This window comes from Streptomyces violaceusniger Tu 4113, from assembly GCF_000147815.2.
GTDB lineage: Bacteria > Actinomycetota > Actinomycetes > Streptomycetales > Streptomycetaceae > Streptomyces > Streptomyces violaceusniger_A.
Genome location: NC_015957.1, coordinates 6,047,206 through 6,061,775, shown reverse-complemented (window position 1 = coordinate 6,061,775; position 14,570 = coordinate 6,047,206). Strand labels below are relative to the sequence as shown.

The 14,570-nt window shown below is 71.1% G+C and carries 3 protein-coding genes; all 3 read left to right on the top strand.

Annotated features, from left to right (window positions below):
• Nucleotides 1-7: 7 nt before the first annotated feature.
• Nucleotides 8-6,631 (top strand): type I polyketide synthase, encoded by a 6,624-nt coding sequence (locus tag STRVI_RS24925; RefSeq protein WP_014058403.1) that lies wholly within the window; start codon nucleotides 8-10, stop codon nucleotides 6,629-6,631.
• 120 nt (nucleotides 6,632-6,751) lie between these two features.
• A complete protein-coding gene (locus STRVI_RS24920) occupies nucleotides 6,752-12,289 on the top strand; it encodes a type I polyketide synthase (protein WP_435532623.1) in 5,538 nt (1,845 codons plus the stop codon).
• 18 nt (nucleotides 12,290-12,307) lie between these two features.
• A complete protein-coding gene (locus tag STRVI_RS56445) occupies nucleotides 12,308-14,569 on the top strand; it encodes a type I polyketide synthase (RefSeq protein ID WP_014058401.1) in 2,262 nt (753 codons plus the stop codon).
• Nucleotide 14,570: the final 1 nt, after the last annotated feature.

The window sequence follows — 14,570 nt, the reverse complement described above, 5'->3', positions numbered from 1 at the left end:
AGCAGCCATGAGCAGCAGCAGCCAGAGTGAACAGATCGTCGAAGCCCTGCGCGCCTCGCTGAAGGACAACGCCCGGCTGAAGCACGAGTACGACAAGGCGGTCGCGGCCACCTCCGCTCCCATCGCCATCGTCGGGATGGCCTGCCGGCTGCCGGGCGGGGTGAGCACACCGGAGGAGCTGTGGGAGCTGGTGTCCACCGGCGGTGACGGCATCTCCGGCTTTCCGGTGAACCGCGGCTGGGACCTGGACAACCTCTTCCACCCCGATCCGGACCACCCCGGCACCAGCTATGCCACGGAAGGGGGTTTCCTGCACGACGCCGGTGAGTTCGACGCGGGCTTCTTCGGCATCTCGCCCCGGGAGGCCATCGCGATGGACCCCCAGCAGCGGATCATGCTGGAGCTGTCCTGGGAGGTGTTCGAGCGCGCCGGGATCGACCCGACCACCAAGCGGGGCAAGGACGTCGGTGTCTACTCCGGTATCGCGTTCCACGACTACGGCGCCGGTCTCGCCGAGGTCCCCGAAGGGCTGGAGGGCTTCATCCTCACCGGTGGCGCGGGAAGCGTGCTGTCGGGACGGGTCTCCTACGCCCTCGGCCTCGAAGGCCCCGCCGTGACCATCGACACGGCGTGCTCCTCGTCGCTGGTGGCGTTGCATCTCGCGGCGCAGGCGCTGCGCGCGGGGGAGTGCTCGATGGCGCTGGCCGGTGGGGTCACCGTGATGGCCGCCTCCGACGCCTTCGTGGGCTTCTCCCGGCAGCGCGGACTGGCCCCCGACGGCCGGTGCAAGGCATTCGCGGCCTCGGCGGACGGCACCGGGTTCTCCGAGGGCGCCGGTGTGCTTCTGCTGGAGCGCCTGTCCGACGCCGTCAGCGCGGGACACCCGGTGCTGGCGGTGGTGCGCGGCTCGGCGGTGAACCAGGACGGTGCGTCCAACGGTCTCACGGCACCGAACGGCCCCTCACAGCGGCGCGTCATCCGCCGGGCGCTGACCAGCGCGCGGTTGTCGGCCTGCGAGGTGGACGTGGTGGAGGCACACGGCACGGGTACGGCGCTGGGCGACCCCATCGAGGCACAGGCCCTGCTCGCCACGTACGGCCGGGACCGCGACCGCCCGCTGTGGCTGGGATCGGTGAAGTCGAACATCGGCCACACCCAGGCCGCCGCCGGTGCGGCGGGTGTGATCAAGATGGTGATGGCGATGCGGCACGGCCTGCTTCCGCGCACCCTGCATGTGGACGCGCCCACGCCGCAGGTGGACTGGTCGGCCGGCGCCGTGGAGCTCCTGACCAGCGAACGGCCATGGCCGGAGACGGAACGGCCGCGCCGGGCCGCCGTATCGGGCTTCGGCATCAGCGGCACCAACGCCCATGTGATCCTCGAAGAGGCCCCGGCTGCCCAGCCCACCGAGCCCGGCTCGGCTGCCGAAAACGTCACGGCCACCGCCGCCACCGATTCGGTGCCGTCCTCGCCGACACCGCCGGTGTTCGACGATGGCCACGATGCCCCGGTCCCGCTTCTGGTGTCCGGGCGGGGCGAGTCGGGACTGCGCGCTCAGGCCCAGCGCCTGCTGTCGTTCCTGGACGTACGCCCCGCGGTGGCCCTGCCGGACCTCGGCTGGTCGCTTGCCTCCGGGCGCGCGGCCCTGGAGCAGCGTGGCGTGGTGCTGGCCGCGGACCGGGACGGCGCGCTGCGCGGCCTGACCGCGCTGGCCCAGAACACCCCCGCATCCGATGTGATCCGCGGTACCGGACCGGCCACCGGACACATCGCCTTCGTCTTCCCCGGCCAGGGCTCGCAGTGGCAGGGCATGGCGGCCGAACTGCTCTCCTCCTCACCGGCGTTCGCCGCCCGGTTCGCCGAATGCGACGACGCGTTGGGCCGCCACCTGGATTGGTCCGTCACCGATGTGATCCGGGGGGCCGACGGAGCGCCCTCCCTGGACCGGATCGAGATCCTGCAACCCGCGCTGTTCGCGGTGCATGTGTCCTTGGCGGCGACGTGGGCGGCGGCCGGGGCCGAACCTGCGGCGGTGGTCGGCCACAGCCAAGGCGAGATCGCGGCGGCGTATGTGGCCGGGGCGCTGTCGCTGGAGGACGCGGCCGGGATCGTGGTCCTGCGCAGCGCCCTGTTCGCCGAGGAACTGGTGGGCAAGGGCGCGGTGGCCTCCGTGGCGCTGTCGGCCGACGCCGTGGAGAAGCGGCTGGCGGCCTGGGGCGAGCGGCTGGTGATATCGGGACGCAACGGGCCCTCGGCGGTGACCGTCGCGGGCGAGGTGGCCGCGCTGGAGGAATTCGTGGCCGGCTGCAAGGCCGACGGGATCCGGGCGCAGGTCGTGGGCTCGACGGTGGCCTCGCACTGCGCCCAGGTCGACCCGTTGCGGGACCGCATCCTCGCCATGTTCGCCGACATCACCCCGCGCCGCGGACACATCCCGTTCTACTCGACGGTCACCGGCGGTGTGCTCGACACCGGCGAACTGGATGCCGAGTACTGGTTCCGCAACGCACGCCGGCCGGTGAACTTCGAGGGCGCCGTCCGTGAACTGCTCGCCGACGGATTCGGCTTCTTCGTCGAGTCCAGCGCCCATCCCGTGCTGGTGACGGCGCTGCAGCAGATGTTCGAGGACGCCGGGGCCGACGCGGTGGCCGTGGGCTCCCTGCGGCGCGACGAAGGCGGTGCGCGGCGGTTCCTGGCCTCCCTCGCCGAGGGCCATGTGGGTGGGCTGCCGGTGGATTGGTCGACGGTGTTCGCCGGTTCGGACCCGCGCCGGGTCGATCTGCCCACGTACGCCTTCCAACACCAGCACTACTGGCTGGAGTCGACCGAGACCTTCGGCGACGCGGCCGGGCTCGGCCTCGAACCGGCCCAGCACCCCCTGCTGGGCGCGGTCACCGAATTCCCCGAGTCCGGCGGTGTGCTGTTCACCTCCCGGCTGTCGCCGCGGTCGCATCCGTGGCTCGCCGACCACGCGGCGGCGGGCACCGTGCTGCTGCCCGGGGCGGCGTTCGTGGAGCTGGCGGTGCGCGCCGGTGACGAGGTCGGCTGTGGTGTGGTGGAAGAGCTCGTCATCGAGGCACCGCTCACCCTGGGCGAGGGCGACGGCGTCCGCCTGCAGGTGTTCGTGGGCGAGGCGGGCGACGCCGGGCGGCGCCCGCTCTCCGTGCGCTCCCGCCCGGAGGGAAGCGGACCGGGGGCGGCCTGGACGCGCCACGCCACCGGTGTCCTGGCCCCGGCCGCCGTCACCACCCCGCCGGACACCGGCCTCACCCAGTGGCCACCGGCCGGAGCGGCCCCGGTGGACCCGGAGCGGGTGTCGGAGGCGTACGAGGACATGGCCGCCGCCGGGTACGGCTACGGACCGGCCTTCCGGGGACTGCGCGCGGTGTGGACCCGGGGCGAGGAGGTGTTCGCCGAGGTCGCACTGGCCGAGGACCAGGGGCTCTCGGCGGACGGCTTCGGTCTGCACCCGGTGCTGCTCGACTCCGCCATGCACGCCATCGCCTTCCGCGACCTCGGCGCCGAGCAGGCCACGCTGGCGCTGCCCTTCGCCTACCGTGACGTCGCCCTGCACGCCGCCGGAGCGTCGGCCCTGCGCGTCCGCATCACGCCGAACGGCCCCGAAGAGGTGGCGCTTCAACTGGCGGACTCCGGCGGCGCGGCCGTCGCCGCCGTGGGATCGGTGGTGTCCCGGCCGGTGGCCACCGAACTGCTGGACACCGGCGCCTCCCCCACCCGGGAGCGGATGTTCCGCGTCGGCTGGGACGAGCTTCCGGCGGCCGTGGCCGACACCACAGCGGACACACCGCACCCCGTACCGGTGGCGACCGCCGAGGACATCCGGGAACTGGCCGAGACCGCCGACCTGGGCGTGCCCGAGGCACTGCTCCTGGACCTGACACGCGAGGCGCTACTCCTGGACATGACGCCCGAGGCGTTGCTCCCGGACCTGGCCGACGACGACCAGGAGCCGAGCGCGAGCGGCGTACGAGAGGCCACCGGCCGGGTGCTGGAACTGCTGCAGACCTGGCTGGCCGCACCCGAACTGGAGGACACCCGGCTGCTCGTGCTCACCCACGGCGCGGTGGCCGTGCACCACGACCGGGAGCTGACCGACCCCACCGCCGCCGCCGTATGCGGTCTGCTCAGGTCCGCCCAGGCCGAGAACCCCGGACGCATCACCCTGGTCGACACCGACCGGGCCCAGGCGTCCCTGGCCCTGCTGTCCAGCGTGTTCACCGTGGAAGAGCCGCAACTGGCCCTGCGCGACGGCATCCGCTACGCCCGTCGGCTGACCCGCGCGGACACCACCGGCGCGCCGGCCGTACCCGCCGGCACGGCGGCCTGGCGGCTGGAGCCCGGCACCGACGGCACCCTCGAAGGTCTGGCCCTGCGCCCCGCACCAGCCGCGCTGGAGCCGCTGGCAGCCGGTCAGGTCCGGATCGAGGTCCGGGCGGCGGGGCTGAACTTCCTGGACGTGCTGGTCGCCCTCGACATGAGCAGGGTCGACGCCACCATCGGCAACGAGGGTTCCGGAGTGGTCACCGAAATCGGCCCCGGGGTGGACGGACTCAGCGTCGGCGACCGGGTGATGGGGCTGTTCCCCGACGCCGTCGGTCCGCTGGCCGTGGCCGACCACCGCACCGTGGCCAGGATCCCGCACGGCTGGTCCTTCCAGCAGGCCGCCACCGTGCCGATGGCGTTCCTCACCGCCTACTACGGGCTCCGGGACCTCGCCGGTCTCCGATCCGGTGAGTCCGTACTGATCCACGCCGCCGCCGGCGGGGTCGGCATGGCCGCCGTACAGCTCGCCCGGCACTGGGGCGCCGAGGTGTTCGCCACCGCCGCTCCCGCCAAATGGGACGCCGTACGCGCCACCGGAATCGGCGAACACCGGCTCGGCAACTCGCGCACGGTGGACTTCGCACCGCGCTTCCTGGACGCCACCCAGGGCCGGGGCGTCGATGTGGTGTTGGACAGCCTGGCCGGGGAGTTCGTGGACGCCTCGCTGCGGCTGCTGCCCCGAGGAGGCCGGTTCCTGGAGATGGGCAAAGCCGATCTGCGGCGCCCCGAGGAGGTGGCAGCCACCCATCCCGGCGTCTCCTACCAGGCGTTCTCCCTCTACGAGGCGGGTAACGACCGCATCGGGGAGATGCTCCGCGAACTGGCCGAGCTGTTCGACCGGGGAGCGCTGCGCCCACTGCCGCTGAACACCTGGGACGTACGAAACGCCCCGGCCGCCTTCCGGTACATGAGCCAGGGACGGCATATCGGCAAGAACGTGTTCACCTTGCCCCGCGCTCTCGACACCACCGGCACCGTCCTGGTCACCGGCGGCACCGGCTCCCTCGGCCGCCTGGTGGCCCGGCGCATGGTCGCCGAGCACGGGATGCGCAACGTCGTCCTGGCCGGACGGCGCGGCAGGGCCGCCGCGGGGATGCCGGAGCTGGAGGACGAGCTCAGCGCGCTGGGGGCCACCGTGCACACGGTGGCCTGCGACCTCGCAGACCGGGAAGCGGTGGCCGCACTGCTCGGCTCGATCCCCCAGGACGCCCCGCTGACCGCCGTGGTGCACACCGCCGGGCTGCTGGACGACGGCGTGATCACCACCTTGACCCCGGAACGGCTGGACGCCGTGTTCCGGCCCAAGGTGGACGCGGTGCTCAACCTGCACGAGCTGACCCGCGACCTCGACCTCGCCACGTTCCTCCTCTTCTCCTCCGGCGCGGGCACCTTCGACTCTCCCGGCCAGGGCAACTACTCCGCCGCCAACGCCTTCCTCGACGCACTGGCCCGCTACCGCCTCGCCAGGGGGCTGCCCGCCACCTCGCTCGCCTGGGGCCTGTGGGGGGAGGTCACCGACATGAGCGCACACCTGGACGACTCCGACCAGCGGCGCATGGCCAAGGGCGGCATGCTCGGCCTCTCCGTACCCGAGGGCATGGAGCTGTTCGACACCGCGCTGCGCGGCCCCGACACCGTGCTGGTTCCCGCCCACATGGACTTCGCCGCACTGCGCGCCCTGGCCGAATCCGGCTCGCTGCCCGCACTGCTGCGCGCCCTCGTCCGCGCCCCGCGCCGGGCCGTCGACAACGCGGCGGCGGACACGGACGACCTGGTGAGCAGGCTGGCCCGGGCAACCGCCGGCCAGCAGGAGAAGATCCTGCTCGACCTGGTCCAGCAGGAGGCCGCCGCCGTCCTCGGCCACGCCTCGGCCGACCTCATCGAACCGAACCAGCCCTTCAAGGAGATCGGCTTCGACTCGCTCACCGCCGTCGAACTGCGCAACCGGCTCTCCCACCGCGCCGGGGTACGACTGCCCGCCACGCTCATCTTCGACCACCCCGCCCCCGCGCCACTCGCCCGCTATCTGCTGGCCGAACTGGGCCAGGAGGTCGACACCTCCGAGGTGCTGATGGCCGAGCTCGACACCGTGGCCGCGACCCTGGCCGAGGTGACCCCCGACGCCACGACCCACGCCACGGTGCTGGCCCGCCTCCAACTGCTGGTCGAGCAGTGGGAAACCACGGAAGGCGCCACAACCGCCGATGAAGACGAGGAGTTCGACGTGGACACCGCGACCGACGAAGCCATGTTCGAGCTCATCGACCGGGAATTCGGCACATCGTGACCGCCCGGCCCCCCGCGACCGCACCCCGCACCCCGCCGACCCTCCAGCACACGCCACCGTTTCCTTCAGGAGTGACCACTCATGGCAGATGACGGGAAGCTGCGCGAATACCTCAAGCGCGTGCTGGCGGACGCCCGACGTTCCCAGAAGCGGGTCCGCGAGCTGGAGGCCGAGAAGTCGGAACCGATCGCGATCGTCGCGATGGCCTGCCGGCTTCCGGGCGGAGTGTCCTCGCCGGAGGAGCTGTGGGACCTGGTGCAGCACGGACGGGACGGAATCACCGGCTTCCCGGTGAACCGCGGCTGGGATCTGGCGCATCTGTTCCATCCGGACCCCGACCACCGGGGCACCAGCTACGTACACGAGGGCGGATTTCTGCACGACGCCGGGGAGTTCGACGCGGGCTTCTTCGGGATCTCCCCGCGCGAGGCGGTCACGATGGATCCGCAGCAGCGCATCATGCTCGAGCTCTCCTGGGAGGCGTTCGAACGGGCCGGAATCGACCCGACCGCGTGGCGCGGCAAGGACGTCGGTGTCTTCTCCGGGTTCGCGGGCAGCGACTACGGCGCCGGGCTGCCGGAGCTGCCCGAGGCCCTGGAGAGCTATCTGATGACCTCCGACGCCGGAAGTGTGCTGTCCGGCCGGATCTCCTACACCTTCGGGTTCGAGGGCCCGGCTGTCACGGTCGACACCGCGTGCTCCGCGTCCCTGGTGGCCCTCCATCTGGCGGCGCGGGCCCTGCGGGCGGGAGACTGCTCGATGGCGCTGGCCGGTGGCGTCACCGTCCTGGGCACCCCCCGGGCGTTCATCGGCTTCTCGCGCCAGCGCGGGCTCGCCGCCGACGCGCGCTGCAAGGCATTTGCCGCGGCCGCGGACGGCACCGGCTTCTCCGAGGGCGCCGGCGTGCTGCTGCTGGAGCGGCTGTCGGACGCGGAGCGGAATGGTCACCAGGTGCTGGCGGTGGTGCGGGGCAGCGCGGTGAACCAGGACGGTGCGTCGAACGGTCTGACGGCGCCGAACGGCCCCTCGCAGCAGCGTGTCATCCGTCAGGCGCTGGCCCATGCGCGCCTCACCGCCGCCGAGGTGGACGCGGTGGAGGCCCATGGGACGGGTACGGCGCTGGGCGACCCGATCGAGGCGCAGGCGCTGCTGGCCACATACGGCCAGGGGCGGCCGGAGGACCGTCCGCTGTGGCTCGGCTCGCTCAAGTCCAACATCGGCCACACGCAGGGAGCGGCGGGCGTGGCCGGTGTCATCAAGATGGTGATGGCACTGCGGCAAGGGGTGTTGCCGAGGACTTTGCATGTGGATGAGCCGTCGCCGCAGGTGGATTGGTCGGCGGGTGCGGTGGAGCTGTTGACCGAGCGGCGGGTGTGGCCGGAGGTGGGGCGTCCGCGTCGGGCCGGGGTATCGGGGTTCGGGGTGAGCGGGACAAACGCCCACGTGATTCTGGAGCAGGCTCCGGAAGCGGCGATCGAGGCGGCGATCGAGGTGGCGCCGGAGGTGGAGATGTCTGTGGCGGAGGTGCCTGTGGTGGAGGCGCCGGGTGGAGTGGTGCCGTTGGTGGTGTCCGGGCGGGGTGAGGCGGCGTTGCGGGCCCAGGCGCGGCGGCTGCTGGACTTCGTCGATGCCCACCCGGAGGTGGGGGTGGCGGAGCTGGGTGTCGCGTTGGGTTGTGGTCGGGCGGGGTTGTCGGATCGTGCGGTGGTGGTGGCGGGGGATCGGGGTGAGGTGTTGTCGGGGTTGGGTGCGGTGGTGCGGGGTGAGTCGGTGGGAGGTGTGGTGTCGGGTTCGGTGGTGCGTGGTCGGTTGGGGGTGTTGTTCGCTGGTCAGGGGTGTCAGCGGGTGGGGATGGGTCGTGGGTTGTATGGGGTGTTCCCGGTGTTCCGGGAGGCTTTTGACGTGGTGTGTGTGGCGTTGGATCGGGAGTTGGGTGCGGGTGGGGTGGTGGGTTCGGTGCGGGAGGTGGTGTTCGGGGATGGGGGGTTGTTGGAGCGGACGGTGTTTGCTCAGGCGGGGTTGTTCGCGGTGGAGACGGCGTTGTTCCGGTTGGTGGAGTCCTGGGGTGTGGTGGTGGATGTGGTGGGTGGGCATTCGGTGGGTGAGGTGACGGCGGCGCATGTGGCGGGTGTGTTGTCGTTGGAGGATGCGGTGGTGTTGGTGGCGGCGCGGGGTCGGTTGATGGAGGCGTTGCCGGAGGGTGGGGTGATGGTGGCGGTGGCCGCGGGTGAGGAGGAGGTGCGGTCGTTGTTGGTTGCGGGGGTGTGTATCGCTGCGGTGAATGGTCCTGCGGCGGTGGTGCTCTCGGGTGATGAGGAGCCGGTGTTGCGGGTGGCGGAGGAGTTGTCGGGGCGGGGGTGTCGGACGAGGCGGTTGGCGGTTTCGCATGCGTTTCATTCTGTGCGGATGGAGCCGATGCTGGAGGAGTTCCGGGAGGCGATTGCCGATGTGTCGTTCGCGGCGCCGGTGATCCCCCTGGTGTCGAACGTGACCGGGCAGTTGGCGGAGGCGGAGGTGGTGTGTTCGCCGGAGTATTGGGTGGAGCATGTGCGTTCGGCGGTGCGGTTCGCGGATGGTGTGCGGGCGATGGCGGAGTACGGGGTGAGTACGTATCTGGAGCTGGGTCCCGATGGCACGCTGTCCGCGATGGGCCGCGAGTGCTTGGACGACGGGCACGCCGCTTTCGTACCGGCCCTCCGTCGGGAGGGGGACGAGACCCGTTCCCTGGTCACGGCTCTGGCCACTTGCTACACGCGTGGTGTGCACGTGGACTGGGCGACCGTGCTGGGCGGATCGCGTACCGCTTCAGTTGACCTGCCGACGTATGCGTTCCAGCGGGAGCATTACTGGTTGGTGGGGGAGCGGCGGGGCGTGGGCGATGTGGCGTCCGCGGGGTTGGTGGGTGTCGGCCATCCGTTGTTGGGGGCGGTGACGGAGGTGCCGGGGTCGGGTGAGGTGTTGTTCGCCTCGCGGTTGTCGTTGGGGTCGCATCGGTGGCTGGCTGATCATGTGGCTGCGGGTGCGGTGCTGTTGCCGGGGGCGGCGTTCGTGGAGTTGGTGGTGCGGGCTGGGGATGAGATCGGGTCCGGTGGGGTGGAGGAGTTGGTGATGGAGTCTCCGCTGGTGTTGGCGGAGGACGAAGCGGTGCAGGTGCGGGTGAGTGTGGGGGAGGCCGACGAGGATGGTCGGCGCGGGGTGCGGGTGTATTCGCGTGTGGAGGACGCGGGTGTAGGTGCTGCGTGGGTGCGGCATGCCACGGGGACGTTGCGTTCTGTGGAGGGGATCACCGCCCCCGATGTGGGGTTGTCGGTGTGGCCTCCGGTGGGTGCGGTGGCGGTGGACCCGGTGGAGGTGGAGGGCTTGTACGAGGGTTTGGAGCGGGCTGGGTATCGGTATGGGCCGGTGTTTCAGGGGGTGCGGGCGGCGTGGCGGTTGGAGGGTGCGGTGTATGCGGAGGTGGCGCTGCCGGAGGAGCATCGGGTCCAGGCGGCGGGGTTCGGACTGCATCCGGCACTGCTCGACGCGGCCATGCACGCGGCCGCGTTCCAGCACCGTGCGGAACGCGCCGACCGGCGGACAGCCCTTCCGTTCGTCTGGCGCGATGTGGCGCTGTACGCCACGGGCGCCACGGCCTTGCGGGTACGGGTGGTCCCCACCGGAGAGGACACCCTGACCCTGGACCTGGCCGATGAGTCGGGTGCCCCGGTGGCTTCGGTGGGCTCGATGGTGTCCCGCCCGGTCGAGCCCGGGCAGTTCAAGACCGCCTCGACACACGACCGTCTGCTCCGCCCGACATGGGAGGAGACGGCGTTGACGCCGGATGGCACCCCCCTGAACACGGCGCGGGTCGCCACGGCCGAGGACGTACGCGCACTGGCCGAGCGAGGCGGACCGTTCGACGCCGTGACGGTCGAGGTGACCGAGGCCGGAAGCGTACGTGAGCTGACCAGCCGCGTACTGGAGGTCGTCCAGGCGTGGGCGACCGAACCCGCGCTGGACAGCACGCGGATGGTCGTGCTGACCACGGGCGCGGTCACCGTCGACCCGGGTGAGCCCGTCGACCCTGCCATCGCCGCCGTATGGGGGCTGATCGGCACCGCGCAGTCGGAGAACACCGGACGCATCCTGCTGGTGGACGTCGACAACGAGCCGTCCTCGTACGCGACGCTGAGCGCCCTCGTCCCCGCCCTGTTCGCCGCCGATGAGACCCAGGCAGCGGTCCGCTCGGGAGCGTGTTTCCTGCGGCGGCTCAACCGTGTTGTGGAGGTGCCCGAGGCCGGGCCGGTCGGTGTGGGTTCTGGTGGGACGGTGTTGGTGACGGGTGGTACGGGCGCGTTGGGTGGGGTGGTGGCGCGGCATCTGGTGGCGGTGCATGGGGTGCGGAGTTTGGTGTTGGCGAGTCGGAGTGGGCCTGGGGCCGCTGGTGCCGCCGAGTTGGAGGCGGAGCTGGTGAAGGCGGGTGCGTGCGTACGTATCGTGGCGTGTGATGTGGCGGATCGGGACGCGGTGGCCGGGCTGCTGGATGTGGTTCCGGGGGATGCTCCGTTGTCGGCGGTGGTGCATACGGCCGGTGTTCTGGACGACGGTGTGCTGACGGCGTTGACGCCGGAGCGTATGGACGCGGTCTTCCGGTCGAAGGTGGACGGGGCGCTCCATCTGCATGAGCTGACCCGGCACCTGGACCTGTCGGCCTTCGTTCTGTTCTCCTCCGCCGCCGGCACCTTCGGCAGTTCGGGGCAGGGCAACTACGCCGCCGCCAACGCCTATCTCGACGCGCTGGCACAGCACCGGGCCGCCCAAGGGCTTCCCGCGATCTCCCTCGGCTGGGGTATGTGGGCCCAGGACGAGGGCATGACCGCCCAACTGGGCGACACCGACCACCGTCGAATGGCACGCGACGGACTCGCCGCGCTGTCCCCGGCCGAGGGCATGGAACTGTTCGACACCGCGCTGCGTACGGCCGAACCCACGGTCCTCCCCATCAAGCTGGACCTCGGTGCACTCCGGGCTCAGGCCGCCACCGGGGCGGTGCCGCCGCTGCTGCGCGGGCTGGTCCCCCAGCCTCGGCGGATCCGGCAGAAGGCCCAGTCGGCGCATGCGCACGACGCCGACGCGCTCACCGTACGACTGGCCGGGGCGGGCTCCACGGACCGGCAGGCGATCCTTCTCGACCTGGTCCGGCAGGAGGCGGCGTATGTGCTCGGCTACGCCTCGGTCGGTCGCATCGGCCCCGATGCCGCCTTCACCGACGTCGGCTTCGACTCGCTCACGGTGATAGAGCTACGGGACCGGCTCCTCGCTCGTACCGGGCTGCGACTCCCCGCCACGTTCGCCTTCGACTTCCCCACCCCCCTGACCCTGGCGGACCACCTGACCACCCGCCTGGTCGCCGACACCACCCAGGACCCGATGCTGGCCGAAGTGGCGAGGCTCGAAGAGCTGGTGGCCGCCCGGCCACCGGGCGGCGCCAAGGACACCGGCGCCGCAGCCCGGCTCCGGGCTCTGGCGGCCAAGCTCAGCACCGATGCCCCCGGTCCGGCCGGAGGCACCGACATCGAAGCGACGCTCGAAGCGGCGTCGGTCGACGACGTACTGGCCTTCATCGACGACGAGTTCGGAATCGTGGACCCGTCGGATTCCGACCGCGCCTACGAGTGAAGGGGAAGGTGACCTCCGATGGACAACGACGAGAAGTTGGTCCGGTACCTCAAGCGGGTGACCGCCGACCTGCACCAGGCGCGGCATCGGCTCACCGAGATCGAGGCCGGCCTGTCGGAGCCGATCGCGATCGTGGGGATGGCGTGCCGGTTGCCGGGTGGAGTGACCACGCCGGAGGAGCTGTGGGACCTGGTGGCGTCCGGCGGTGACGCGGTCGGTGGGTTTCCGGAGGACCGTGGCTGGGATCTGGAGAACCTTTTCGACCCGGATCCGGATCACCCGGGCACCAGTTATGTCCGCGAGGGTGGCTTTCTGCGCGACGCGGGGGAGTTCGACGCTGGCTTCTTCGGGATCTCGCCGCGTGAGGCGCTGGCGATGGATCCGCAGCAGCGGTTGCTGCTGGAGACGTCGTGGGAGGCGTTGGAGCGCGCCGGAATCGACCCGACGGGCCTGCGCGGTAAGGACGTCGGTGTCTACTTCGGCACTCTCAATCAGGACTACGCCACGGATGTGGACACGGTCCCCGAGGGTGTCGAGGGCTACTTGATGACGGGCAGCTCGGCGAGCGTGCTCACCGGCCGGGTCGCCTATGAGCTGGGGTTCGAAGGCCCGGCGATGACGATCGACACGGCATGCTCCTCCTCACTGGTGGGCTTGCATCTGGCCGCGCAGGCGCTGCGGTCGGGGGAGTGCTCGATGGCGCTGGCCGGAGGCGCCACCGTCATGTCCACCCCCAGCGCCTTCGTCGGCTTCTCGCGGCAGCGCGGCATGGCCCAAGACGGCCGCTGCAAGTCCTTCGCGGCGTCGGCGGATGGTACGGGGTGGGCCGAGGGTGTGGGTGTGTTGGTGGTGGAGCGGTTGTCGGATGCGGAGCGGTGTGGTCATCGGGTGTTGGCGGTGGTGCGGGGCAGCGCGGTGAATCAGGATGGTGCGTCGAATGGGTTGACGGCGCCGAACGGTCCTTCGCAGCAGCGTGTCATCCGGCAGGCGTTGGCCGGGGCGGGGCTGGTGGCGACGGATGTGGATGCGGTCGAGGGGCACGGCACGGGCACCACGCTGGGTGATCCGATCGAGGTTCAGGCATTGATGGCGACCTATGGCCAGGATCGGGCTGAGGGGCGTCCGTTGTGGTTGGGGTCGTTGAAGTCGAATATTGGTCATGCGCAGGCGGCTGCGGGTGTGGCTGGTGTGATCAAGATGGTGTTGGCGTTGCGGCGTGGGGTGTTGCCGAGGACGTTGCATGTGGATGAGCCGTCGTCGCAGGTGGATTGGTCGGCGGGTGCGGTGGAGTTGTTGGCTGAGGGGCGGGTGTGGCCGGAGGTGGGGCGTCCGCGTCGGGCTGGGGTGTCGGGGTTCGGGGTGAGTGGGACGAATGCGCATGTGATTTTGGAGCAGGCTCCGGACCGGTCGGGGGATGGTGTTCCGACGCCGGAGGTGCCGGGTGGTGTGGTGCCGTTGGTGGTGTCGGGGCGTGGCGATGCGGGGTTGCGGGCCCAGGCTCGGCGGTTGCTGGACATCGTCGAGCAACGGCCGGAGGCGGATCTGGACCATCTGGCACGGTCATTGGCGGCGTCGAGGGCGGCGTTGTCGGAACGCGCGGTGGTGCTGGCGGGGGACAGGAATGAGGCCATGGCGGGGTTGGAGGCCGTGGCGGGGGGTGAGGTGGCCGGTGGTGATGTAGTGGGAAGGGTGGATGTTCTGGGTCGGGTGGTGTTTGTTTTTCCTGGTCAGGGGGCGCAGTGGGTGGGTATGGGTGCGGAGTTGTTGGAGTCGTGTGGGGTGTTTGCGGAGGCTTTGGGGGAGTGTGCGGGGGTGTTGGATCCGTTGACGGGGTGGTCGTTGGTGGATGTGGTGCGGGGTGTGGGGGGTGGGGTGTCGTTGGGGCGGGTGGATGTGGTGCAGCCGGTGTCGTTTGCGGTGATGGTGTCGTTGGCGCGGGTGTGGCGGTCTTTTGGGGTGGAGCCTGCGGCGGTGGTGGGTCATTCGCAGGGGGAGATTGCGGCGGTGTGTGTGGCGGGTGGGTTGTCGTTGGAGGATGCGGCGCGGGTGGTGGTGTTGCGGAGTCGGGTGGTTGCGGCGGGGTTGTCGGGTCGGGGTGGGATGGTGTCGCTGGGTGTGGGGGTGGAGGAGGCTGGGCGGCTGGTTGAGGGCTGGTCGGGTCGGGTGGAGGTGGCGGCGGTGAATGGGCCGTTGTCGGTGTTGGTGGCCGGTGAGGTGGGGGCGCTGCGGGGGCTGGTGGAGGAGTGCGGGGGTGTGGGGGTGCGGGGCGCGGTGGGTTGAT

What these genes read in the sequence shown, in the direction of transcription:
- STRVI_RS56445 (WP_014058401.1), top strand. Translation starts at nt 12,308, where the DNA reads ATGGACAACGACGAGAAGTTGGTCCGGTACCTCAAGCGGGTGACCGCC.
- STRVI_RS24925 (WP_014058403.1), top strand. Translation starts at nt 8, where the DNA reads ATGAGCAGCAGCAGCCAGAGTGAACAGATCGTCGAAGCCCTGCGCGCC.